The 23434-nt window shown below is 69.0% G+C and carries 21 protein-coding genes; 4 read left to right on the forward strand and 17 right to left on the reverse strand.

Features of this window, described 5'->3' with window-relative positions; genetic code table 11:
* Positions 1-229 (forward strand): hypothetical protein (locus ABEA30_RS15050; protein ID WP_345584304.1); only part of this gene is annotated, 229 nt, incomplete at its 5' end.
* Between the two features lie 63 nt (positions 230-292).
* Here ABEA30_RS15050 and ABEA30_RS15055 read toward each other — a convergent pair.
* From ABEA30_RS15055 to ABEA30_RS15135, 17 genes are all read right to left on the reverse strand, one after another.
* Positions 293-1438: an MFS transporter gene (locus tag ABEA30_RS15055; protein ID WP_345584306.1), complete on the reverse strand. Its 1146-nt coding sequence runs from the start codon at positions 1436-1438 to the stop codon at positions 293-295.
* A 204-nt stretch (positions 1439-1642) separates the two neighbouring features.
* A complete protein-coding gene (locus ABEA30_RS15060; protein ID WP_386085675.1) occupies positions 1643-2608 on the reverse strand; it encodes a polyprenyl synthetase family protein in 966 nt (321 codons plus the stop codon).
* Positions 2609-2624: 16 nt separating this feature from the next.
* A complete protein-coding gene (gene nuoN / locus ABEA30_RS15065; protein ID WP_345584308.1) occupies positions 2625-4205 on the reverse strand; it encodes an NADH-quinone oxidoreductase subunit NuoN in 1581 nt (526 codons plus the stop codon).
* Positions 4205-5716 (reverse strand): NADH-quinone oxidoreductase subunit M, encoded by a 1512-nt coding sequence (locus ABEA30_RS15070; RefSeq protein WP_345584374.1) that lies wholly within the window; start codon positions 5714-5716, stop codon positions 4205-4207. Before ABEA30_RS15070 ends, nuoN begins: the two co-directional genes overlap by 1 nt.
* Positions 5717-5736: 20 nt before the next feature.
* Complete coding sequence (gene nuoL / locus ABEA30_RS15075; protein ID WP_345584376.1) at positions 5737-7593, reverse strand: NADH-quinone oxidoreductase subunit L; 1857 nt, start codon at positions 7591-7593, stop codon at positions 5737-5739.
* A gap of 58 nt (positions 7594-7651) precedes the next feature.
* The gene (gene nuoK, locus ABEA30_RS15080) at positions 7652-7951 is read right to left on the reverse strand and encodes an NADH-quinone oxidoreductase subunit NuoK (RefSeq protein ID WP_345584310.1); all 300 of its coding nucleotides are present in this window, start codon (positions 7949-7951) and stop codon (positions 7652-7654) included.
* On the reverse strand, positions 7948-8769 hold the full coding sequence (locus ABEA30_RS15085) for an NADH-quinone oxidoreductase subunit J (RefSeq protein ID WP_345584312.1): 822 nt from the start codon (positions 8767-8769) through the stop codon (positions 7948-7950). Before ABEA30_RS15085 ends, nuoK begins: the two co-directional genes overlap by 4 nt.
* Entirely contained in the window at positions 8766-9326 is a 561-nt protein-coding gene (gene nuoI / locus ABEA30_RS15090) for an NADH-quinone oxidoreductase subunit NuoI (RefSeq protein ID WP_345584314.1), read from the reverse strand. The genes ABEA30_RS15085 and nuoI overlap by 4 nt, the downstream gene beginning before the upstream one ends.
* Positions 9326-10654 carry an NADH-quinone oxidoreductase subunit NuoH gene (nuoH, locus tag ABEA30_RS15095; RefSeq protein WP_345584316.1) on the reverse strand — a complete coding sequence of 443 codons (1329 nt, stop codon included), beginning with the start codon at positions 10652-10654 and terminating at the stop codon, positions 9326-9328. The genes nuoI and nuoH overlap by 1 nt, the downstream gene beginning before the upstream one ends.
* A complete protein-coding gene (locus ABEA30_RS15100) occupies positions 10651-13059 on the reverse strand; it encodes an NADH-quinone oxidoreductase subunit G (protein ID WP_345584318.1) in 2409 nt (802 codons plus the stop codon). The genes nuoH and ABEA30_RS15100 overlap by 4 nt, the downstream gene beginning before the upstream one ends.
* Positions 13056-14369 (reverse strand): NADH-quinone oxidoreductase subunit NuoF, encoded by a 1314-nt coding sequence (nuoF, locus tag ABEA30_RS15105; RefSeq protein WP_345584320.1) that lies wholly within the window; start codon positions 14367-14369, stop codon positions 13056-13058. The genes ABEA30_RS15100 and nuoF overlap by 4 nt, the downstream gene beginning before the upstream one ends.
* Entirely contained in the window at positions 14366-15109 is a 744-nt protein-coding gene (gene nuoE, locus ABEA30_RS15110; protein WP_345584322.1) for an NADH-quinone oxidoreductase subunit NuoE, read from the reverse strand. Before nuoE ends, nuoF begins: the two co-directional genes overlap by 4 nt.
* The gene (locus ABEA30_RS15115; protein WP_345584378.1) at positions 15106-16401 is read right to left on the reverse strand and encodes an NADH-quinone oxidoreductase subunit D; all 1296 of its coding nucleotides are present in this window, start codon (positions 16399-16401) and stop codon (positions 15106-15108) included. The genes nuoE and ABEA30_RS15115 overlap by 4 nt, the downstream gene beginning before the upstream one ends.
* Before the next feature lie 53 nt (positions 16402-16454).
* Entirely contained in the window at positions 16455-17156 is a 702-nt protein-coding gene (locus ABEA30_RS15120) for an NADH-quinone oxidoreductase subunit C (RefSeq protein ID WP_345584323.1), read from the reverse strand.
* Positions 17153-17707, reverse strand: coding sequence for an NADH-quinone oxidoreductase subunit B (locus ABEA30_RS15125; RefSeq protein WP_345584325.1), 555 nt, complete (start codon positions 17705-17707; stop codon positions 17153-17155). Before ABEA30_RS15125 ends, ABEA30_RS15120 begins: the two co-directional genes overlap by 4 nt.
* Positions 17708-17720: 13 nt before the next feature.
* Positions 17721-18080 (reverse strand): NADH-quinone oxidoreductase subunit A, encoded by a 360-nt coding sequence (locus ABEA30_RS15130; RefSeq protein ID WP_345584327.1) that lies wholly within the window; start codon positions 18078-18080, stop codon positions 17721-17723.
* 16 nt (positions 18081-18096) lie between these two features.
* Complete coding sequence (locus tag ABEA30_RS15135) at positions 18097-19386, reverse strand: geranylgeranyl reductase family protein (protein WP_345584328.1); 1290 nt, start codon at positions 19384-19386, stop codon at positions 18097-18099.
* A 241-nt stretch (positions 19387-19627) separates the two neighbouring features.
* Between ABEA30_RS15135 and ABEA30_RS15140 the strand changes: the two genes are divergently transcribed.
* The 3 genes from ABEA30_RS15140 to ABEA30_RS15150 all read left to right on the forward strand — a co-directional run bounded on the left by ABEA30_RS15140 (position 19628) and on the right by ABEA30_RS15150 (position 23427).
* Complete coding sequence (locus tag ABEA30_RS15140; protein ID WP_345584330.1) at positions 19628-20860, forward strand: isochorismate synthase; 1233 nt, start codon at positions 19628-19630, stop codon at positions 20858-20860.
* Positions 20861-20904: 44 nt separating this feature from the next.
* Entirely contained in the window at positions 20905-22701 is a 1797-nt protein-coding gene (locus tag ABEA30_RS15145; protein ID WP_345584332.1) for a glycoside hydrolase family 15 protein, read from the forward strand.
* A 69-nt stretch (positions 22702-22770) separates the two neighbouring features.
* On the forward strand, positions 22771-23427 hold the full coding sequence (locus ABEA30_RS15150; RefSeq protein WP_345584334.1) for a carbonic anhydrase: 657 nt from the start codon (positions 22771-22773) through the stop codon (positions 23425-23427).
* Positions 23428-23434: the final 7 nt, after the last annotated feature.

A 23434-nucleotide genomic window follows, 5' to 3' on the forward strand; every position in this document is an offset into this window, starting at 1 on the left:
CCTCTTCCACTGGACCTACCGCTCCGGCTACCAATTCCTCGTCAACAACCAAGGCACCACCCGCCTCCACACCCCTCAATCCGTCGACCCACCCCCACCCACGGCACCACCCATCAAGCCCTACACCGATCCCCCACCCCACGACCCCGCCTGGGACACATACCCCCACCACACCACCTGGCTCAACCCCCACGACCCCCTCACCGGCCTCACCTGCCTCGCCGGCTGAACCCCCGACACCCCACGCCAGCCCCATCACCAACCGGGATGAGGCCTACAGGCGCGCCTGCATTCAGGAGGTGCGCCCGCGCACCGCGACCACGACCGCTGCGACGCCGACCGTCACGGCCGTGACGACGAAGGCTTGGGGGAACCCGAAGCCGCCGGCCAGCGCGCCGATGGCCATGGCACCCACACCGGTGCCGACGTCGAACCCGACGTTCCACAGGACCGAGGCCGACGCCCTGTTCTCCTCGCCGGCGTCGACGAAGGCCCGCACCAGGGTCACCGTCTGGATCGCACCATAGGCCAGCCCCAGCAGGGCTGCGCCGGCGATCAACCACGCTGGCCGCTCCGAACGCAGCGCGGCCGCCACCGCCGCCACGCCGAGGGCCGCGATGCCCAGCAGGGACCAGATGAACGGCTTCGTGCCGAAGCGGTCGCTGAGCGTGCCCGCCAGCCAGCGGCCGACGGCGGCCAGCCCGGTCACGGCCATCAGGATGGTCATGGCCACCGCTGTCTCGCTGGCCAGCTGCGGGGCGAAGGTGAGCATGGCGCCACCGGAGGCCGTCACCAGCAGCAGCGCCGCCACCGGCATCCACATGAGGGCGAGCACACGCAGCAGCGGTGCACGCCGCGCCGAGGAGGCCCGGTCGGCCGCGGTCTGCCTCTCGATCTGGCGGCCCAGAGGCGTCACCCAGAGCAACGCTGCCACGGGCAGCAGGCCGAGCATGAGCGTCCCCTGAAGGCCCAGTGCGTCGACCAGCAGCGGCGCCACCGTCATCAGGGCGAGCTGCGGGATGGACACCGCCAGGCCGTAGAGGCCCAGCCCCCGTCCGCGAGCTTCCGGCGGTGTGAGGAGGGCGACCGCCGTGGCGCCGCAGACCGAGATGATGCCGAAGCCGATGCCGCGCACGGCGTTCGTGGCAAGCACGGCCCAGAGGTTGGGGCTGATCGCCTGCAGTGCCGCGGGTACACCGAGCGCCAACAGCCCGAGGCTGAGCGTCCGTGTCCAGCCCCACCGGAGAAGCCAGCGGTTGACCTGCAACTGCGTCAGTACCGTCGTCGCCATGAGGATGGTGGTGGTCATGCCCGAGCCGAACTCCGCCGCTCCGCCCTCCACCGCCCAGAGGGGCGAGACGGGCAGGAGCACCGCGAAGCCCGCGAAGGCGACCACGGCGGTCACCAGGATCAGCGGCATTCCGGGCGCGCGCAACACCACAGGGCATCACTCCAACGGGTGGGGGGTTCAGGATCGCCTCACTCTAGCGCCACGGCCGGGGAAGCCCGTCAGCGGCGAAGGGCCAAGCGCCTGGGCTGCGCCCACCGCGAGCGCGAAGACCGTCGCAACAGCAGCAAGTCAGAAGGCCCAGGGCCCTTCGACCGGGCGCTGGGCGCCCGGCTCAGGGACCGGTCACGACGGCTAGGAGCTGCGCTCGACGAGGTCCGTGCAGACCTGAAGCAGTGCGTCCTTGGCCTCGCCCTCGGGCAGCGGGGCGAGGTGGGCGCGCGCGATCTCGGCGTGGCGCTCGACCTCGGCCTTCGCGCGGGCCATCACGGGGTGCGCCTGCAGGGCAGTGAGCGCGGCCTCGAGCGCCTCGTCGGAGCTGAGGTCGCCGTCGATCATCGCCAGCAGATCCGCGTCGGCCGGGTTGTGCTCGGCCCGCAGCATCAGCACGGGGAGCGTCGGGACGCCCTCGCGCAGGTCGGTGCCGGGCGTCTTCCCCGTGCTGGTGGAGGTGATGTCGATGAGGTCGTCCGAGAGCTGGAACACCAGTCCGATCTCCTCACCGAAGTTCGCCAGGGCGGTGAGCACCTCGTCGGTGGCACCGGAAACCATGCCGCCGAACCGGGCGGACGCGGCGATCAACGAGCCGGTCTTGTCCGCGATCACCTGGATGTAGTGGGCCAACGGGTCGTCGCCCTCCCCCGGGCCCTTCGTCTCGGCGATCTGGCCCTGCACCAGGCGCGAGAACGTCTCGGCCTGCAGCATGACGTAGTCGACGCCGAGCTCGGCGACGGTGGTCGACGCACGGGCGAACAGGAAGTCGCCCACGAGGATCGCCACCGAGTTGCCCCACAGCCGGTTGGCCGACGGCGCGCCGCGGCGCAGGTCGGCGACGTCCATGACGTCGTCGTGGTAGAGGCTCGCCACGTGGGTGAGCTCCATGACCATGGCGGCCCGCATGAGGTCGTCGTGGTCAGTGCCTGACCCGAACTGGGACGAGAGGAACACCAGCGCCGGACGGAACCGCTTGCCGCCCGCCGCGATGATGTGGCGGGCAGCTTCGGTCACGAACGGCGAGCTGGCGACCGCACTCTCGACCAGACGCTCCTCGAATTCGTCGAGGAGCGCGGTCAGGTGTGCGTCGAGCGGGGCGTTGCCCACTGTGTCTCTCCTTGGGTCAGCGGATGAACTGCGAGGCGCCGGCGATGAGGTCGAGCAGACCGCCAGGCACCAGGCCGAGGACCAGCGTAGCCGCGGCAGAGATCGCCAGCACGACCCAGGTGGCGATGGACGGCGACTCGACGACTCCCACCGTCTCCTCGTCGGCCTCCTGGAACCACATGGCCACGACGACCTTGAGGTAGAAGAAGGCGGCGATGACGCTCATCACCACGGCGACCAGGACGAGCCAGCCGTAGCCGCCCTCCCACGCCGAGGCGAACACGGCCAGCTTGCCGACGAAGCCCGCCGTGAGCGGGATGCCGGCGAAGCTCAGCATGAACAGCGTCATGAGGACGGCGATGAACGGGCTGCGCCTGCCCAGCCCGCGCCAGGACTCGAGGCCGTTGGCCTCGCCACCGGCGCGGCGCACCATCATGACGATGGCGAACGCACCGAGCGTGGCGACTCCGTAGGTCAGCAGGTAGAACGCGACGGAGGCAACCGAGGCGACGGAGACGTTCTCGCCGGCCTGCACCGCGCCGACCACACCGACGAGGATGAAGCCCGCGTGGGCGATCGACGAGTACGCCAGCAGGCGCTTGATGTCGGTCTGGGCGAGCGCCGCGGTGGCGCCCACCAGCATCGTGACGACGGCCACGACGGAGAACAGCAGCTGCCAGTCCCAGGCCAGGCCGCCCATGGCGACGTAGTAGACGCGCAGCAGGGCCGCGACCGCCGCGGTCTTCGTGGCGATCGCCATGAAGCCGGTGACCGGGCTCGGGGCTCCCATGTAGGCGTCGGGCGTCCACGCGTGGAACGGGACGGCACCGATCTTGAACAGCAGGCCCACGGAGGTGAGCAGCATGCCGCCGAGCAGCAGCCATTCCGAGCCGGCGCCGGCGCCGATGGCGTCGGCGACGCCGGCAAGGCGCAGCGAGCCGGAGTAGCCGTAGAGCAGCGCGATGCCGTAGAGCATGATCGCCGAGGCGACCGAGCCGAGCAGGAAGTACTTCAGCGCACCCTCCTGGCTCAGCAGGCGACGGCGGCGGGCCATGCCGGTGAGCAGGTACAGCGGCAGCGAGAAGATCTCGACGGCGACGAACAGCACGAGCAGGTTGTTGGTCGAGGCGAACAGCATCATGCCGAACAGCGCGAACACCAGCAACGGGAAGACCTCGGTGTGCTCGCGACGGAGGCGGTCCGCCTCACGCTCGAGCGGCGAGCCCGGCACGGTGGCGGCCGACGACGCGAACGACGACACCCCGCCGCCGACGCGGCGCTCGGCGAAGAGCGCGACGCCCGCCAGGCCGACGACCAGCAACAGCGACCAGAAGACGTACGCAGGGCCGTCGATCGCGAGCAGCCCCATGGCCGCCAGCGACGGCGTCTCCTGGATCCAGTTGAGGACCGTGACGCCCAGCGCGGCGAGGATGCCGATGGCGGCCAGCCCCGCCTGCACGGTGTGGCGCAGGTGACGGGGCACGAACCCCTCCAGCAGGATGCCGAGGGAACCGACGCCCAGCAGGATGAACAGCGGCGCCAACAGCATCCACTCCAGCGAGGGAGCGGGGATCGGCGTCTCCAGGAGGTTGATCATCAGTTGCCTTCCTCAGCCTGCGGGGCGGGATCAGTCACGCCGACCGTGGCCATCGTGGCCTGTGCCGCATCGTCCGCCACCGCCAGCACCGGCTTCGGGAGGAAACCGAACACCAGGAGCAGGGCGATGAGCGGCGCGACGACGGCCTTCTCGCGGAGCGTGAGATCTGTCGTGACGTGGGTGGCGACCTGCTCGGTCACCGGGCCCGTCATCGTGGTCTTGTACATCCGCAGCACGTACACGGCCGCCAGCACCATGGCCAGCACCAGGAACGCGATGTGGACGGGGTAACGCTGCCACGAGCCGGCGAGCACCAGGAACTCGGCGACGAAGTTGCCGAAGCCCGGCAGCGACAGGGCCGACAGGCCCGACATCAGGAGGACGCCGGCGAGCACCGGGGCCACCTTCTGCACGCCGCCGAAGGCGTCGATGTCCGCCGAGCCACGGCGTCGCATCATGAACCCGACGACGAGGAACAGCGCGGCCGTCGACAGGCCGTGGTTGAGCATGTAGAAGATCGAGCCGCTCATCGACTGGCTGGTCAGCGCGAAGATGCCGAAGACCATCAGGCCGAAGTGGCTGATCGACGTGTAGGACACCAGGCGCAGGAGGTCCTTGGCGCCGAACGCCATGAGCGCGCCGTAGAGCATCGACACGATGGCCCAGATCAGGATCACCGGGGTCGCCCACTGGCTGGCCTCCGGGAAGGCCTGGAGGCAGATCTTGATCATGCCGAAGGTGCCGATCTTGTCGAGGATGCCCACGAGCAGCGTCGACGTGCCGGGCGTGGCCTGCTCCGCCGAATCCGGCAGCCAGGTGTGCAGGCCTGCCAGCGGGGCCTTCACCGCGAACGCGAAGAAGAAGCCGGCGAACAGCCAACGACCCAGGTTCGTGTCGATGTCGAGCCCGACCAGGTCCGCGATCAGGAAGCTCGGCGAGCCGGCACCGGCGGTGACGGCGTAGACGCCCGCGACCGCGACCAGCATGACCAGGCCACCGGCCAGGGAGTAGATCAGGAACTTGATGGCAGCGGCGCTGCGACGTGCCCGCCCGTAGCCGCCGATGAGGAAGTACGTCGGGATCAGCGTGGCCTCGAAGGCCACGTAGAACAGCAGGATGTCGGAGGCCATGAACACGTACAGCGCGAACCCCTGCAGCAGCAGCGCGAGCGCGAAGAACGTGGAGCCACCCCACCGGGCGCCTGGCTCGTCACCGGTGTGCCACTCGGCGAGCAGCACCGCGGGCACGATGAGGACGGTCATCAGCACGAGGATCGCGCCCATGCCGTCGAGGTCCAGTGCGTAGTGGGCGCCGATCGCGGGGATCCAGGAGACCTCCTCGGCCAGCACCGCCTCCTGCGAGTGCAGGATGAACGCCAGGACGCCCAGCACGAGCGTGGTCAGCGCGAAGCCGTAGCCGACGAGCTTGCCGACGTGGCCCTTCACGAAGAACAGCACGATGGCGCCGACGATCGGGACGAGGGCAAGGACCGTCAAGAGCGGGAATGCCAGTGTCATTTCTCAGTTACTCCTTAGCCCAGCTGCCCGATGACGACGACGACGGCGAGGGCCAGCAGACCCACACCTGCGGTCAGCCCGTAGCTGCGGACGTAGCCGTTCTGCAGTTTGCGGAACCATTCGCCGGCACCCGTGGCGACCGACGCCGAGCCCATCACCGCGCCGTCGGCGACGCCGCGGTCGAAGGCTCCGAGGCCGGCGGTCAGGCCCTTGGTGGGGCGGATGATCGCGTGCTCGTTGAAGGCGTCGCCGTAGAGGTCGTTGCGGCCGGCGTGCACCAGCGGGTTCCTCGTCTCCGGCGCCTCACGCGGGATGTCACCCTTGTGCAGGAACCACCCGATCGCCACGCCGACGACGACCACGGCCAGCGTGGCGATGCCGACGGTGGTGAAGTGGATCAGCGGCGTGTTGTGCGGCTCCTGGCCGGTGGCCGGCGCCAGCCAGTCCTGGATCCAGCCGTTCATGAGCAGGCCGGCGACGACGGACAGGACGGCCAGCACGATCAGCGGCACCGTCATGACGGCGGGCGACTCATGCGGGTGGACGCCCTCCTCCCAACGCTTGCGCCCGAAGAACGTCATCATCATCAGTCGCGTCATGTAGTACGCGGTGACGCCGGCGCCGATCAGGGCCAGCACGCCGTAGACGACGTTCTCGTGGAAGGCGGCCTCGATGATGTGGTCCTTCGAGTAGAAGCCCGAGAGGAACGGGAAGCCGATGATGGCCAGGTAGCCGATCCCGAAGGTCAGGAAGGTGACCTTCATGGGGCCGGCCAGCGCGCCGTAGCGGCGCATGTTCACGTCGTCGTCCATGCCGTGCATCACGGAGCCGGCGCCGAGGAACATGTTGGCCTTGAAGAAGCCGTGGGTGATCAGGTGGAAGATCGCGAACGACGCACCGACCGGCCCGAGGCCCGCGGCCAGCATCATGTAGCCGATCTGCGACATCGTGGAGCCCGCGAGGACCTTCTTGATGTCGTCCTTCGACGTACCGATCCACGCACCGGCCAGCAGCGTCACCGTGCCGACGATGGCCACGGCCGTCGACGCGATCGGCGCGGCCTCGTAGATCACGTGCGAACGCACGACGAGGTAGACGCCGGCGGTGACCATGGTGGCGGCGTGAATGAGGGCCGACACCGGAGTGGGGCCCTCCATCGCGTCCAGCAGCCAGGACTGCAGCGGCACCTGGGCCGACTTGCCACAGGCGCCCAGCAGCAGGAAGAAGCCGATCAGGGTGACCCACACCGGGCTGAGGCTGGCCACGCCCGCGTTGACGTCGTCGAAGCGGACCGAACCGAACATGGCCAGCATCGAGAAGATGGCCATCGACAGGCCGAGGTCGCCGACGCGGTTGACGATGAAGGCCTTGTTGCCTGCGGCCGACGCGGAGTTGCGGTGCGCCCAGAAGCTGATGAGCAGGTAGGACGCCAGGCCCACGCCCTCCCAGCCGAGGAACAGCACCAGGTAGTTGTCGGCCAGCACCAGGATCAGCATCGCGGCGATGAACAGGTTCAGGTAGGCGAAGAAGCGACGACGGCGCTCGTCGTGGGCCATGTAGCCGATCGAGTAGACGTGGATCAGCGAACCCACGCCGGTGACCAACAGGACGAACAGGATCGACAGCTGGTCGACGAGGAAGCCGAGGCCGATCGACCAGTTGCCGGTGGCGATCCACTCGTACAGCTGGACGTTGATGACCCGGTCGTCGGCCGACGCGCCGAGGAGCTGCAGGAACAGCACCACGCCGATGGCGAACGACGCGATCGGCGCCAGGGTGCCGAGCAGGTGGCCCCAGGTATTGGTCGCCTTGCCTGCGAGCAGCAGGAACGCGGCCGAGGCCAGCGGGATGGCCACGAGCAGCCAGACCATGAGTCCGGTGCTCGAGAGGGCGGAGACGGTTTCTAGGAGTTGCACGCTGCTTGTCCCCTTACAGCTTCATCAGGTTGGCGTCGTCGACCGAGGCCGAACGGCGGGACCGGTACACGGCGACGATGATCGCCAGGCCGACCACCACCTCGGCGGCTGCGACGACCATCACGAAGAAGGCCGCGACGATGCCGTCGAGGTTGCCGTGGAATCGGGCGAATGCGACGAATGCGAGGTTCGTGGCGTTGAGCATCAGTTCGATGCTCAGGAAGGCGATGATGGCGTTGCGGCGCAGCAGGAAGCCTGCGATGCCGATCGCGAACAGGATCGCCGAGAGGATCAGGTAACCCTCGGGGCTCATTCGTCGTCTCCTTCGATCTCAGCGGTACGACCCTCGAGCGCCTGGTAGGCCGACGAGGTGGGTGCGCGCAGCTCGTCGACGTCGACCACCACGCCACGCATGGTGAGCGTCTGGGACACCGACTTCTCCGCGATCGACCCGTCCGGCAGCAGCGCGGGGACCGAGATGGCGTTGTGCCGCGCGAAGACGCCCGAGTTCGGCAGCGGGCCGGGGTGCTCCCCCGTCTCGGCGTAGGCGAGCTTGCGCAGTTCCATCGACTCGACCTGCGTGAGCTTCTTCGTGAGTCGCTCGCCGTGCGCGAGCACCATCGCACCCACCGCAGCGGTGATGAGCAGCGCCGCACTGGCCTCGAAGAGGAACACGTACTCGCCGAACAGCTTGTTCGCCAGCGACGGGATGTTGCCGCCGTACTCCGCGTTGGCCTCCGCCAGGCCGGCCGGCTGGCCACCCAGGGTGAACTGGCCGACGGCGGCGATCAGCAGGATGCCGAAGCCCAGCGCCACCAGCGAGGCGGCGATGCGGTGGCCCTTCAGCGTCTCGACGACCGAGTCGAGCGAGTCGATGCCGATGAGCATCACGACGAAGAGGAACATCATCAGGATCGCGCCGGTGTAGACGACGATCTGGATGACGAACAGGAAGGGCGCGTCCTGCGCGGCGTAGAGCACCGCGAGCGAGACCATGACACCGGCCATGGCGATGGCCGAGTAGATGGGCTTGCGCGCCAGCAGGAAGATCAGGGCGCAGACCACCGCGACGGGGGCGCACACCCAGAATGCGACCTCACCGGCGGTCACCAGCGGGATCATGGGGGTCATTTGGCCGCTCCTGAAATCGTCGAGCCGGTGCGGGTGTCGGGCGTGCCCGTCGCGGGCAGGCCCAGGAAGTAGTCCTTCTCGTCGTCACCGAGTCGACGGGGGTGCGGAGGCTGCTCCATGCCACTGAGCAGCGGCGCGAGGAGGTCTTCCTTCTCGTAGATCAGCTTCAGGCGCGTGTCGTCGGAGATCTTGAACTCGTTGGTCATCGTGAGCGCCCGGGTGGGGCACGCCTCGATGCACAGTCCGCAGAAGATGCACCGCAGGTAGTTGATCTGGTACACGTGGCCGTAGCGTTCGCCGGGCGAGTAGCGGGCGTCGTCGGTGTTGTCGGCGCCCTCCACGTAGATCGCGTCCGCGGGGCACGCCCACGCACACAGCTCACAGCCGACGCACTTCTCCAGGCCGTCGGGCCAGCGGTTGAGCTGGTGCCGGCCGTGGAAGCGCGGCATCGTGACCTTCTCCGCGCCCTTCTTGTGGGGGTACGACTGCGTGAACGTCTTGCGGAAGATCGTGTTGAGCGTGACGCCGAAGCCGGCCCACGGATCGAAGATGCCCATCAGGCTTCCTTCCCTTCTGCGGTGACCTCTGCCGGGGTCTGGTCCTGCGCGGGTCCGCGAACGACGCCTGCCAGCTCGGGCAGCATCTGCCCTGGCATCGGCGGCACCGGGTAGCCGCCTGCGAACGGGTCGTAGACCTCCTCGACGACGGGGCGTTGCTCCGGCGTCTCGGCGACCGGGTGCTTGCCACCGAACAGCCACCACAGGACGATCAGCAGCGCGAGTCCGAGACCGAGGGTGGCGTTGCGGTACTGCGTGTTGGCCACCAGCGCGACCACGATGATCCAGATCAGCGAGATCTCGATCAGGGCCTTCCAACCGAGGCCCATGAACTGGTCGTAGCGCAGGCGCGGGAGCGTGCCGCGCAGCCACACGAACACCGAGATCAGGAACTGGACCTTCAGCATGAAGAAGATGGGCCCGAACCACGGGTTGTTGAAGAACTCGATGTTGTTCAGCGGCCAGAACGGCAGGTAGCCGCCCAGGAACAGCGTCGTGCAGACTGCCGAGACCGTGGCCATGTTGATGTACTCCGCCAAGAAGTACAGCGCGTAGCGGAAGCCGGAGTACTCGGTGAGGTAGCCGGAGACCAGCTCGGACTCACACTCGGGCAGGTCGAACGGTGCACGGTTGGTCTCGCCGACCATCGCGATCGCGTAGATGATGAACGACGGGATCAGCAGCAGGAAGTACCAGGTCTGCAGGCCCAGCGGCAGCACGATGTCGGTGAACGGCACCACGAGCTGCAGCGGGATCCGCTGCGACTCCACGATCTGCGAGGTCGACATGGAGCCGGCCATCAGGAAGACCGCCACCATCGACAGGCCCATCGAGATCTCGTAGGAGATCATCTGCGCCGTCGAGCGGATCGAGCCGAGGAACGAGTAGGTGGAGTTGCCCGCCCAGCCGGCCAGCACGATGCCGTAGATGCCGATCGAGGCCGAGGCCAGGATGAACACAGCAGCCACGGGCAGGTCGGTGAGCTGGAGGCGCGTCTCCACGCCGAAGATCGTCACCTGGCCGCCGAACGGGATGACCGTCCAGCAGGTGAAGGCTGCCACGGCGGTGAGGACGGGCGCGAGGTTGAACAGCCACTTGTCGGCGTTCTTCGGGCGGAAGTCCTCCTTGATGAGCGCCTTCATGCCGTCCGCCAGCGCCTGGCCGAGGCCGAAGGGGCCGTTCATGATGGGGCCGAGGCGGTGCTGCATCTTGCCGACGAGGCGCCGCTCGTACCACACGTTGAAGATCGTCCAGACCAGGAGGACGACGAACAGCGCCACCACCTTGATGAGGATCAACCACCAGGGGTCGTTCAGGAAGATGTTCATGCCTCTGCTCCTTCCACGACGGTGACCGGCGTGACGCGGACCGGCGAACCGGGTGCGGCGACGAGGCGCTCACCCAGGCCGGGGTTGACGGGCACCCAGACGACGTCGTCGACCATGCCCGGGACGATGTCGACCGGCAGCACGAGGCTGCTGCCCTCCGCCTCGACGGTGGCGACCTCGGTCAGGCCGAGGCGCTCCGCGGTGGCGGTGGAGACGCGGGCGACGGCGGGGCGTGCGGTGGCACGCAGCGCCAGCTCGTAGTCGTTGCCCTGTGAGGCGTCGAGCAGTTCGCGCCAGCCGGCGACGACCAGCTCACCCTGGGCCGGCACCGCCTCGACGGCGGGGGCTGCGGGTCGGGCGCCGTCCCAGGCACCGAGCTCCGAGAAGTCGGTGTACGCCTGGCCCGGTGCGCGGAACCCGAGGTCGGAGCCGAGTGCGTCGGACAGGGCCGCGAGGATGCGGATGTCGGTCATCGGCGAGACGGGCTGCTTGATGATGGTGTTGACGCGGCCGTGGCGGTGCTCCCAGTTCAGGAAGTGACCGGCCTGCTCCTCGAGGAGGGCTGCGGGGAAGACCACGTTCGCGCGCTCGGTGACGGCGCTGGCGCGCTGCTCGATGGACACGACGAAGTCTGCGGCCTCGAGGCCGGCCAGCGCGGCGGCGGGGTTTCCGAGGTCGTACGGGTCGACGCCCGCGATGACGACGGCCTTGAGCGTGCCGGCGGCCAGCGCCCTGAACTGCTCCGTGGCCGACAGGCCGGCCTCGGCAGGCAGTGTCGGCACGCCCCAGTGCGACGCCACGTCGACGCGGGCGGCCGCGTCGGCGACGGGACGGCCACCGGGCAGCAGACCCGGGAGGCAGCCGGCGTCGACGGCGCCGACGTCGCCGGCGCGGCGCGGGATCCAGGCGAGGCGGGCGCCGGTGGCGTCGGCCTTCGCTGCGGCGGCGCTGAGCACGCCCGGCAACACGGCGGCGCGCTCACCCACGAGGATGATCGAGCCGGCGTCGAGGTCTGCGAGGGAGTGAAGCGCCTCGGCCTCGCCGCCGGGGGCGGTGGGCACCAGCGTCGCCGACATCTTGTCGGAACCGCGCGACAGGAACGGCGCGATGGTGGTGACCTTCAGGCCACCCTTGCGCACGGCCTTGCGCAGGCGCAGGAACACGATCGGCGACTCGTCCTCAGGCTCGAAGCTGACCAGCACGACGTGCTTGGCGGCCTCGAGGTCTGCGTAGGTGACCGACTCCTCGACCCCGCGGCCGGCTACATGCGCGGCCAGGAAGTCGGACTCCTCCGTGGAGGAGGGACGGGAGCGGAAGTCGACGTTGTTGGTGCCGAGCACCGCACGGGCGAACTTGCCGTAGGCGTAGGCGCCCTCCACGGTCAGGCGGCCGCCGGTCTGCACGCCCACGGAGGCGCCGGCCGCGCGGAGGCCCTGCACCGCCGCGTCGATGGCCTCGGGCCACGAGGCGGGCTCCAGCACTCCCCCGCGGCGCACCAGCGGGCGGGTGATGCGATCGTCGCCGCGGCTGTACATGAAGCCGAAGCGGCCCTTGTCGCAGCTCCACTCCTCGTTCACGTCGGGCTTGTCGCCCGCGAGGCGGCGCTTGACCTGATGGTGACGCTGGTCCGTGCGCAGCTCGCAGCCGGAGGCGCAGTGCTCACAGGTGGTGGTCCGTGACACGAGGTCGAACGGGCGGGCCTGGAAGCGGTAGGCCGCCGACGTCAGCGCGCCCACGGGGCAGATCTGAACGACGTTGCCGGAGAAGTACGAGTCGTACGGGTCCTGCTCGTAGGTGCCGACCTGCTGCAGCGCGCCGCGCTCGACCAGCGCGATGAACGGGTCACCCGAGATCTGCTCGGAGAAGCGGGTGCAGCGCGCGCACAGCACGCAGCGCTCGCGGTCGAGGAGGATCTGCGCGGAGATGCTGACCGGCTTCGGGAACGTGCGCTTCAGTTCGGTGAAGCGGCTCTCCCCCGGGCCGTTGGCCAGCGCCTGGTTCTGCAGGGGGCACTCGCCGCCCTTGTCGCAGATGGGGCAGTCCAGCGGGTGGTTGATGAGGAGGAACTCCAGCATGCCCCGCTGCGCCTTCTCGGCGACGGGCGAGGTGAGCTGGGTGTTGACCTTCATGCCCTCGGCCACCGGCATGGTGCAGGAGGCCTGCGGCTTGGGGAACCCGCGGCCGTTGCCGGCGTCGGGGATGTCGACCATGCACTGGCGACAGGCGCCGACCGGGTCGAGCAGCGGGTGGTCGCAGAAGCGCGGGATGGCGGTGCCGATCATCTCGGCGGCCCGGATGATCAGCGTGCCCTTCGGGACGCTCACCTCCGTGCCGTCGATGGTCAGCGTGACCATGTCGGGCTTCGGCGCCACCTCAGCCGAGGTCTGCTTGGCGTCGACGGTCATCGCACGTCTCCTTCCGCGGCGAACAGTGCGCTCTTCTCGTAGGGGAACAGCTCCCAGGCGGGCGTGTGGTAGCCCGCCTCGAACTCGGAGCGGAAGTGCCGCACCGCCGAGGTGACGGCGGCGACCGCACCGTCGGCGAGCGCGCAGAACGAGCGGCCGCCGATGTTGTCACAGATGTCGAGGAGCTTGTCGACGTCGCCCTCCATGGCGGTGCCGGCCTCGAACTTCATCAAGAGCTGGACGAGCCACCAGGTGCCCTCACGGCACGGGGTGCACTTGCCGCAGCTCTCGTGCTTGTAGAACTCGACGAAGCGCAGCGTGGTGCGCACCACCGACGTGGTGTCGTCGAAGATCTGCAGGGCCTTGGTGCCCAGCATCGAGCCCGCCGCCGCCATGCCCTCGTAGTCCATCGGGAGGTCGAGGTGCTCGGGGGTCAGGATCGGGGTCGAGGAACCGCCCGGGGTGAAGAACTTCAGCTCGTGGCCGTCGCGCATGCCGCCGCCGAGCTCGATCAGCTCGCGCAGGGTGACGCCCATCGGCGCCTCGAACTGGCCGGGGGTCTTGATGTGGCCGGACAGCGAGTACAACGTGAAGCCCTTCGACTTCTCCGTGCCCATCGACTGGAACCATTCGGCGCCGTGGTTGACGATGGCCGGCACCGAGGAGATCGACTCGACGTTGTTGACCACCGTGGGCGAGGCGTACAGGCCGGCGACGGCGGGGAACGGCGGGCGCAGGCGCGGCTGGCCGCGTCGGCCCTCGAGCGAGTCGAGCAGCGCCGTCTCCTCACCGCAGATGTAGGCACCGGCGCCGGCGTGCACGATGATGTCGAGGTCGTAGCCGGTGCCGAGGATGTTCTTGCCCAGGTAGCCGGCCGCATAGGCCTCACGCACCGCCTGCTGCAGGCGGCGGATCACGTGCAGCACCTCACCGCGACAGTAGATGAACGCGGTGTGGCAGTTGATGGCGTAGGCCGACACGATGATGCCCTCCACCAGCGTGTGGGGCGTGGCCATCATCAGCGGGATGTCCTTGCAGGTGCCCGGCTCCGACTCGTCGGCGTTGACGACGAGGTACTTCGGGTTGGGGTTGTCCTGCGGCACGAAGGACCACTTCATGCCCGTCGGGAAGCCCGCGCCGCCGCGGCCGCGGAGGTTGGCGTCCTTGACCAGGTTGACCAGGTCCACCGGCTGCATCGTGAGCGCCGTGCGCATCGCGCGGTAGCCGCCAGTGGCTTCGTAGCGGGCCAACTTCCAGGAGTTCGGCTCGCCCCACTGTTCGCTGAGGACGGGGGTCAGCAGATCGGTCACCGTGCGGCCTCCTGCTCGGCAGCCGCCGGCTTCGCGTCAGCGGCCGGGGCCTTCCAGTTGTTCTCGCGGGCGATCTCGCGGCCGGCGAGCGACGCGGGGCCGGCCGAGGGGCCCTCGTCGGCGCGGCCGTCGGGGAAGCCGGCGAGCACGCGCTCGGCCTCACGCCACGAGGTGATCGTCGCGCCACGCGACGAGACGACCTCCTCGTCGTTGGCCAGCTTCTCCAGCAGGTCGTCGGCCTTCTCCGGCGTCATGTTGTCGAAGAACTCCCAGTTGACCATCATCACGGGGGCGAAGTCGCACGCCGCGTTGCACTCGAGGCGCTCCAGCGAGATCTGGCCGTCGGGCGTGGTCTCGCCCTCGTCGATGCCGAGCTTCTTCTTGGCGCGGTCCAGCAGGATGTCGCCACCCATCACGGCGCACAGCGCGGTGGTGCACACACCGACGTGCTGCTTGCCGGCCGGGCGGCGCTTGTACATGGTGTAGAAGGTGGCCACGCCGGAGACCTGCGCGGTGCTGATGCCCAGCACGTCGGCGCAGACCTCGATGCCGCGGGGGCTGATGCGGCCGTCGACGGACTGCACCAGGTGCAGCATCGGCAGCAGCGCGGACCGCGGCTGCGGGTACCGGGCGGCGAGTTCGCGGAGTTCACCGATCGTGGTGTCGTCGATGTTGCTCGACTGGTCGGTGTAATCCACCGAACCGGAATCGGGGAAGTGGCTGGCAAAGTGGCCGCTCATCGGTCCACACCTCCAAGGACGGGGTCGAGGCTGGCGATGGCGACGACGACGTCGGACATCATGCCGCCCTCGCACATCATCGGAATCGCCTGCAGGTGGTTGAATCCCGGGTCGCGGAAGTGCACCCGGTAGGGGCGGGTCCCGCCGTCTGAGACGACGTGGCACGCGAGTTCGCCCTTGGGGGATTCGATGGCCTGGTACACCTGGCCCACCGGAACCCTGAAACCCTCGGTCACGATCTTGAAGTGGTGGATGAGCGCTTCCATGGACTCGCCCATGATGTGCTTGATGTGCTCGTTGCTGTTGCCCTGGCCGTCGGCACCCACCGACAGCTGCGCGGGCCAGGCGATCTTCTGGTCTGCGACCATCACGGGCTGGCCCTGCGTGCGCTCGAGGCGCTCGATGCACTGCTCGACGATCTTCAGCGACTCCCAGCACTCCTGCAGGCGGATGCGGAAGCGGCCGTAGCAGTCATCCGAATCCCAGGTGACCACGTCGAAGTCGTAGGTCTCGTAGCCGCAGTAGGGCTGCGTCTTGCGCAGGTCCCAGGCATAGCCGGTGGCGCGCAGCGGTGGGCCGGACATGCCCATCATGGTGGCGGCGGTGAGGTCCATGACACCGACGCCGGACTGGCGGCCGATGAAGATGGGGTTCTCGTTGCAGAACGCCGCGTACTCCGGCAGGTGCTTCTTCAGCCAGTCGACGATGGTGCGCAGGTGGCTGATGCCGTCCTCGGGCAGGTCGTTGGCGACGCCGCCGGGGCGGATGAACGCGTGGTTCATGCGCAGGCCGGAGATGGCCTCGAAGAAGTCCAGGATCATCTCGCGCTCGCGGAACGCGATGGTCATCACGGTGAGCGCGCCGATCTCCATGCCACCGGTGCCCATGGCGACCAGGTGCGAGGCGATGCGGTTGAGCTCCATCATCAGCACGCGGATGACGTTGGCGCGCTCGGGGATGTCGTCGGTGATGCCGAGCAGCTTCTCGACGGCCAGGCAGTAGACGGCCTCGTTGAACAGCGGGGCGACGTAGTCCATGCGCGTGACGTAGGTCACGCCTTGGGTCCACGTCTTGTACTCCATGTTCTTCTCGATGCCGGTGTGCAGGAAGCCGATGCCGGGGCGGATGGACTTGACGGTCTCGCCGTCCATCTCGAGGATCAGGCGCAGCACGCCGTGCGTCGACGGGTGCTGGGGGCCCATGTTGACGACGATGGTCTCGTCGCCGCGCTCGGCCTGCTCGGCCGCGATGTCGGTCCAGTCGCCGCCCTGGGCCAGGTAGACCCGGTCGATCTTCTCGTCACCGCTGCCGGCGAAGATGTCCTCGGTGGTTGCGTGGGTCTGGGTCACGAGTAGGTCCTCCGGTTGTCGGGAGCGGGCACCTTCGCGCCCTTGTACTCGACGTCGACGCCACCCAGCGGGTAGTCCTTGCGCTGCGGGTGGCCCTTCCAGTCGTCCGGCATGAGGATGCGCGTGAGCGACGGGTGGTCGTCGAAGATGATGCCGAACATGTCCCACGTCTCGCGCTCGTGGTAGTCGGCCATCGGGTAGGTGGCCACCACCGACGGGATGTGGGGATCCTCCTCCGGGCACGTGACCTCGAGGCGGACGCGGCGGTTGTGGGTGTAGCTCAACAGGTGGTACACCGAGTGCAGTTCGGCACCCTTCTCGTTCGGGTAGTGCACGCCGGAGACCGACACGCACACCTCGAAGCGCAGGAAGGCGTCGTCGCGGAACGTCCTGGCGACGGTGGCCAGGTGCTCGCGCGGCACGTAGATGGTGAGTTCGCCGCGGTCGAACAGGAAGCGGGCGCCGCCCAGTTCCTCCGACAGCAGTTCCAGCGCACGGCCGTGGACGGCGTCGGAGGCGTCGTCGAAGGGCGGCTCGGTGCGGCCGGGCATGCTCAGGTCACGGCGGAGGCCGCCGTAGCCAGAGGTGTCACCGGCGCCGCGCGACCACATGCCCGCCTTGCTGGTGAAGACGGGCTGCTGGGCCGGGAGGCCCGAGGTGGCCGGCAGGTTCTCCTCGGGGGTGAGGTCGTCGCTCATCGCATGAGGCCCTTCATCTCGACCTTCGCCGGGGCCGCGAGGGCGGCCTGCTCGGTGTCCTCGACGTGGCGCACCATGTTGGCGCCCATCGGGTACTTCTGCACCTTCTCGCGCAGCTTGAACATGCCCTCGATCAGCATGTCGGGGCGGGGCGGGCAGCCGGGGATGTACATGTCGACGGGCAGGAAGTGGTCACAGCCCTGCACGATCGCGTAGTTGTTGAACATGCCGCCGGACGAGGCACAGGCACCCATGGAGATGACCCACTTGGGGTTGGGCATCTGGTCGTAGACCTGGCGGATGACGGGGGCCATCTTCTGCGACACCCGGCCCGACACGATCATCAGGTCCGCCTGGCGGGGGGACGCGCGGAAGACCTCCTGGCCCCACCGGCCGGCGTCGTAGCGGGGCGTGCCGAACGCCATCATCTCGATGGCGCAGCAGGCCAAGCCCATCGTCGCGGGCCAGAACGAGGCCTTGCGGACCCACCCGAAGATGCCTTCGAACGTGGTCAGCAGGATGCCGCTAGGAATCTTGTCTTCGATACCCATTGCTTATCTCCGATCATTCCCAGTCGAGGCCGTTGCGGCGCAGGACATAGACGTAAGGGATGAAGAACAGCACGATGAACACGATCATGGCGATGATCGCGAACATGCTGAGCTGGTTGTAGGCGACCGCCCACGGGAGCAGGAACACGACCTCGATGTCGAACACGATGAACATCATCGCCGTGATGTAGTACTTGACCGGGAACCGGCCGCCGCCGATCGGCTGCGGCGTCGGCTGGATGCCGCACTCGTAGCTGTCGTACTTCGCACGGTTGTAGCGAGCCGGCCCGACGACCAGGCTCAGCCCCATGGAGACCACGACGAACACGGTGGCGAGCAGCACCATGCCGACGATGGGGATATAGGGGTTCATCCTTCTTTCCTTCCGATCACGCCGACGGAGCGACCTTGCACAAGGTGTTGATGATCCGGTCCATCGCGTCGCCGTCGCGGGCGTCGGTGAGGTTGGCCAGCAGCTTCATCACGAAGCGCATCAACATGGGCCGGGGCAGACCGTACCGGGTGCAGATGTACATGATCCGCGGGTCGCCGATGAGTTTGGTGAAGATCATTCCGAGGCGATAGTAGCCACCGAGGCTGTCCTTGAGTGCGGCGGGGTACGCCTGCATGGCGCGCTCGGCGGATGCCGTGCCGACGCCGCGGGACTTCGCCTCGGCCAGGGCCTGCGCGGCGAGTTCGCCCGCCTCCATGGCGTAGGCGATGCCCTCACCGTTGAACGGGCTGACCATGCCACCGGCGTCGCCCACCAGCACCAAGCCCCGGCCGTAGTGCGGCTGGCGGTTGAAGGCCATCGGCAGCGCTGCGCTCTGCACCTTGCCCACCATGTTCTCGTCGCGGTAGCCCCACTCCTCCGGGGTACCGGCGAGCCAACGCTTCAGCAGGTCGCGGTAGTTGGTCTGGCCGAAGCCCTTCGAGGTGCTGAGCACGCCGAGGCCGACGTTGCAGGTGCCGTCGCCCATCGGGAAGATCCAGCCGTAGCCGGGCAGCAGCGTCGACTTGCCGGGCTCGCCGTCCCACAGCTGCAGGTGCGACTCGAGGAACTCGTCGTCGCTGAGCGGGCTCTTGTAGTACGTGCGAACGGCCACGCCCATGGGGCGGCTGTCGATCTTGTTGAGGCCCATCGAGATGGCCAGGCGGGCGGAGTTGCCGTCGGCGGCCACCACGTACGGGGCCTTGAAGATGCGGCCGTCCTTGGTCTCGACGCCGGTGATGCGCCCGGTGCGGTCGTCGAGCACCGCGTTGGTCACGTTGGCGCCCTCGACCAGTTCGGCGCCGGCCGCGACGGCGTGCCTGGCGAGCATGTCGTCGAAGTCGGAGCGGGGGCGCTGCACGCCGTAGGGCGGGAAGTCGGTGAGGTCAGGCCACAGCAGCTCGAACGGCTTCACGTGGCCGCCGTGCACGCGGAGGCCCTTGTTGTGGATCCAGCCGGCCTCTTCGGAGGTGTCGATGCCCAGCCGGGTCAGCGCGCGGGTGGCGCGGGGGGTGAGGCCGTCACCGCAGACCTTCTCCCGCGGGAAGTGCGACTTCTCGAGCAGGGTGACGCTGAGCCCGTGCCTCGCGAGGTAGGTGGCTGTCGCTGATCCGCCCGGTCCGGCGCCGACGACGATGACGTCGGACTCCTGGGTGGGGCGGGCCGTGCCAGAGCTGGCGAACGACATACACACTCCTGTCGACTACGACGGTGATTACCGGGTCAGTCTAGGGCTGGGGAAGGATTTCGGCCAACCAAGCGGTTCACAGCGCCAGACGTAGCCAATCGGGGGTTGACGGCACTATTTGGTCACGCCGAGCTTGTGTAATTACGGGGCTCGGCCCCGTCCGCAATTCAGGGCTGAATGGCCCCGTGGCGCACCGGCGACTATGCTCGCGTAGGTGATTCTGGACTTCGGGAGCGCTCGGATGCGTGCGACGACTGTCGCGATCGAGGACCCCGGGCCCCTGGAGAGATTCCTCCCCGAGTCCGGCCCGTCGACGGCGTTCCTGCGCCGGGGCGAGGGCTTCGTCGGGTTGGGCGAGGTCGCCCGCTTCGAGACCGACCGGCTGGAGGCCGCCGACGTCTGGTGGGACGAGATCTCCGACCAGATCGACCACGACTCCGAGATGCTCGGCGAGTTCGGCACCGGCCCCATCGCCGTGGGCACCTTCACCTTCGACCCGGACCGCTCGGAGGAACGCTCAGTCCTGACCGTCCCCGAGGTCGTGATCGGCCGCCGGGGCGGGCTCGCCTGGATCACCAAGCTCGGGCCCGCCCGGGTCGACGCGGCGCTGCCCGCCGTCGGCGAGCCTGTCCGCGTGCCGAAGGGCCTCACCACCGTCGGCGGCTCCATGGCCGAGGACGTCTGGACCGCGAAGGTCGGCAAGGTCGTCGACCTCATCCGCCGCGGCGACGTGCACAAGGTGGTCCTCGCCAGAGACCTCATCGCCCGCGCCGAGGAGCCGCTCGACCTGCGCCACCTGCTGCGCGAACTCATGGCCAGCTACCCCATGACGTGGGCCTACCTGGTCGACGGCATGATCGGCGCCACCCCCGAACTGCTGGTGCGGCGCGAGGGTGGCCTCGTCACCTCCCGCGTGCTCGCGGGCACGGTGTGGAGCGACGACGAGGCGGCAGACCCGTTGCGGCTCGCCACCCGCCTCGCGGGCTCCCGCAAGGACGTCTCCGAGCATGAGTTCGCCGTCGAATCCGTGGCACAGGCGCTGGCGCCCTACTGCAACGCGATGAACGTGCCCGAGGCGCCGTCGGTGCTGAAGCTGCCCAACGTCATGCACCTGGCCACCGACATCACCGGCGTGGTCGACGGCGACGCCAGCGCACTGACGCTCGCCGCTGCCCTGCACCCCAGCGCGGCGGTGTGCGGCACGCCGACGCACCTGGCGCTCGACGTCATCTCAGAGCTCGAATCCCTCGACCGCAGCCGCTACGCCGGCCCGGTCGGCTGGGTGGACACGCAGGGCGACGGCGAGTGGGCCATCGCGCTGCGCGGCGGCCAGGTGCGCCCCGAGACCCCGAACCAGATCCAACTGTTCGCCGGCGCCGGCATCGTGGCGGACTCCTCCCCCGAATCGGAACTGGCGGAGACCGCTGCGAAGTTCGTGCCGATGCTGCAGGCGCTGGGACTCCTCGCGGGCTAGCCCGACCTCTGGCACCGCGCGTGCCGCGGTGCCAAGATGGGCGGGTGGTGACCCCCATCGAGGACTACGCCCTGCTGAGCGACTGCCGCACGGCCGCACTCGTGTCGCGACACGGGCACATCGACTGGCTGTGCGTCCCGCGGCTCGACTCCCCCTCGGTGTTCGCCGGGCTGCTCGGCGGAACGGACGACGGCGGCTGGGGCCTCCACCCGGTAGACCGCGGGGCGACCGTCACCCGCAGGTACGACGACCACACCTTCGTGCTGGTCACCCGGTGGGAGACCGCGACCGGGGTGGCCGAGGTCCACGACTTCATGCCCGTGGGCGACGGTCCGCAAGCGGCGCCCGACCGCACCGACCTGGTGCGCAGGCTGGTCGGCGTCGAGGGCACCGTCGAGTTCGCCACGGACCTGCGGATTCGCTTCGACTACGCCCGCGCCCTGCCATGGGTACGCCAGACCGGTACGCCGGACCAGCCCGAGCTGGTCGCGATCGCCGGCCCTGACGCGATCGTCGTGCGCGGCGTCCAACTCCGTCCCGACGGCCACCGGCACGTGGCGCGCCTCCGGGTGGAGGCGGAGGACCGGGTCGACCTCACGCTGACCTGGTTCCCGTCGTTCAGGCCGGTGCCGGAGCCGGTCGACGTCGCGCAGTCGCTGGCGCAGACCCGGGAGTGGTGGCAGGAGTGGGCCGACCGGATCCAACTGGTCGACGGGCACGAGCCGGAGGTGGTCCGGTCCCTGCTGCTCCTGCGGGCCCTCACCAACCAGGACACGGGCGGGATCGCGGCGGCGGCCACCACCTCGCTGCCCGAGGACCTCGGCGGCGTCCGCAACTGGGACTACCGGTTCGTGTGGCTGCGCGACGCCGCCCTGACGCTCGAGGCGCTGCTCGCCCACGGATTCGTCGACCTCGCCGACAACTGGCGCACCTGGCTGCTGCGTGCCGTCGCGGGCGATCCGGCCGACCTGCAGATCATGTACGGCCTCGCCGGTGAGCGCAACCTCCCGGAGCATGAACTGCCGCACCTGTCCGGCTACGCCGGATCCCGCCCCGTGCGCGTGGGCAACGCCGCGTCGCTGCAGTACCAGGCCGACGTCGTGGGCGAGGTGCTCGTGACGCTGTCGGCCGCGCGCGATGCCGGCCTGGCCGACTCCGAGTTCTCCTGGCGGCTCGAGGTCCACCTCGTGCAGTACGCAGCCGACCAGTTCGACCGCCCCGACAACGGCCTGTGGGAGGTGCGGGGCGAGCCGCGCGCCTTCACCCATTCCCGGGTCATGATGTGGGCCACCTTCGACCGCGCAGTCAGGGCCGTCGAGAAGCACGGGCTCGAGGGACCGGTGGAGCACTGGCGCGAGCTGCGTCAGCGCGTCTGCGACGAGATCAACACCCATGGCGTCTCCGACGGCCACTTCACGCAGTACTACGGCACCACCGACGTCGACGCCTCGCTCCTCCTGCTCCCCCAGGTCGGCTACTGCGCCCCCGACGACCCCCGGATGCTCGCCACGGTCGAGCGGATCGAACAGACCCTGATGCGCGACGGCCTGGTGCACCGGTACCGCACCGACACCGGCGTCGACGGCCTGCCGGGCGACGAGCACCCGTTCCTGGCCTGCTCGTTCTGGCTGGTGGAGCAGTACGCGATGACCGGGCGCATGGATGACGCCCGCAGCCTCATGCGCCGCCTGTCCTCGTACGCCAACGACGTCGGCCTCCTCTCGGAGGAGTACGACCCGGTGGCGCGCAGGCAGATGGGCAACTTCCCCCAGGCGTTCTCGCACCTCGCCCTGGTGCGCGCCGCGGACGCGCTGGCGGGCACGGTCAGGCTGCCACGCTGACACGCTCCCGGACGACGGGGACCGGCGGCGCAGCGTGCCGTACTCTCGGACCCGACCGAAAGGACGCACATGACCGCACCACGCATGACCCCGCAGGAGGCCTGGGACATCCTCGCCGAGGGCAACCGCCGCTTCATGGCCGGCACGCTGGACCACCCGCAGCAGAGCGCCGAGCGCAGGAGCGAGCTGTCGTCCAGCCAAGCCCCCAACGCGGCGTTCCTGGGCTGCTCGGACTCGCGGGTGGCCGCCGAGATCCTCTTCGACTGCGGCCTGGGCGACCTGTTCGTCTTCCGCAACATCGGCCAGATCTCCAACTCCAACGCCACCGCCACGATGGAGTTCGCCGTCGCGGAACTGGGCATCGCCGTCATCGTGGTGCTGGCCCACGGCTCGTGCGGGGCGGTGGCAGCCGCCATCAACCAGTCGAGCGCGGAGCCGAGCGAGGTCACCCCGGCCATCCGCCGGGAACTGGAGGAGATCCAGCCAGCGGTGCAGCAGGAATGGCTCAGCGAACACCGCGACACGCCCTACGTCGACCCGAACGCGATCGACGCCGACGCCGTGGGCCGCCGGCACCTGGCCAACACCATCAACTCGTTGATGCGCAGCTCCCGGGTGATCAGCGACGCGGTCGCATCCCAGCGCCTGGGCATCGTGGGCTGCCAGTACCAGCTCACCGAGGGCCGGGTCGTGCCCATCGTGGCCGTCGGCAAGCTGTCGGTCTAGGCCCTCG

The organism is Tessaracoccus lubricantis, from assembly GCF_039544535.1.
In the GTDB taxonomy this organism is placed as follows: domain Bacteria; phylum Actinomycetota; class Actinomycetes; order Propionibacteriales; family Propionibacteriaceae; genus Arachnia; species Arachnia lubricantis.

Bases quoted from the DNA above. Each gene is read 5' to 3' on its own strand.
- nuoK (WP_345584310.1), bottom strand. From the start codon at position 7,951: ATGAGCCCCGAGGGTTACCTGATCCTCTCGGCGATCCTGTTCGCGATC.
- ABEA30_RS15150 (WP_345584334.1), top strand. From the start codon at position 22,771: ATGACCGCACCACGCATGACCCCGCAGGAGGCCTGGGACATCCTCGCC.
- ABEA30_RS15140 (WP_345584330.1), top strand. From the start codon at position 19,628: ATGCGTGCGACGACTGTCGCGATCGAGGACCCCGGGCCCCTGGAGAGA.
- ABEA30_RS15130 (WP_345584327.1), bottom strand. From the start codon at position 18,080: ATGAACCCCTATATCCCCATCGTCGGCATGGTGCTGCTCGCCACCGTG.
- nuoE (WP_345584322.1), bottom strand. From the start codon at position 15,109: ATGAGCGGCCACTTTGCCAGCCACTTCCCCGATTCCGGTTCGGTGGAT.
- nuoN (WP_345584308.1), bottom strand. From the start codon at position 4,205: ATGATCAACCTCCTGGAGACGCCGATCCCCGCTCCCTCGCTGGAGTGG.
- ABEA30_RS15125 (WP_345584325.1), bottom strand. From the start codon at position 17,707: ATGGGTATCGAAGACAAGATTCCTAGCGGCATCCTGCTGACCACGTTC.
- ABEA30_RS15100 (WP_345584318.1), bottom strand. From the start codon at position 13,059: ATGACCGTCGACGCCAAGCAGACCTCGGCTGAGGTGGCGCCGAAGCCC.
- nuoL (WP_345584376.1), bottom strand. From the start codon at position 7,593: ATGGTCTGGCTGCTCGTGGCCATCCCGCTGGCCTCGGCCGCGTTCCTG.
- ABEA30_RS15120 (WP_345584323.1), bottom strand. From the start codon at position 17,156: ATGAGCGACGACCTCACCCCCGAGGAGAACCTGCCGGCCACCTCGGGC.
- nuoH (WP_345584316.1), bottom strand. From the start codon at position 10,654: ATGAACATCTTCCTGAACGACCCCTGGTGGTTGATCCTCATCAAGGTG.
- ABEA30_RS15135 (WP_345584328.1), bottom strand. From the start codon at position 19,386: ATGTCGTTCGCCAGCTCTGGCACGGCCCGCCCCACCCAGGAGTCCGAC.
- ABEA30_RS15085 (WP_345584312.1), bottom strand. From the start codon at position 8,769: ATGACCCCCATGATCCCGCTGGTGACCGCCGGTGAGGTCGCATTCTGG.
- nuoI (WP_345584314.1), bottom strand. From the start codon at position 9,326: ATGGGCATCTTCGATCCGTGGGCCGGCTTCGGCGTCACGCTCAACACG.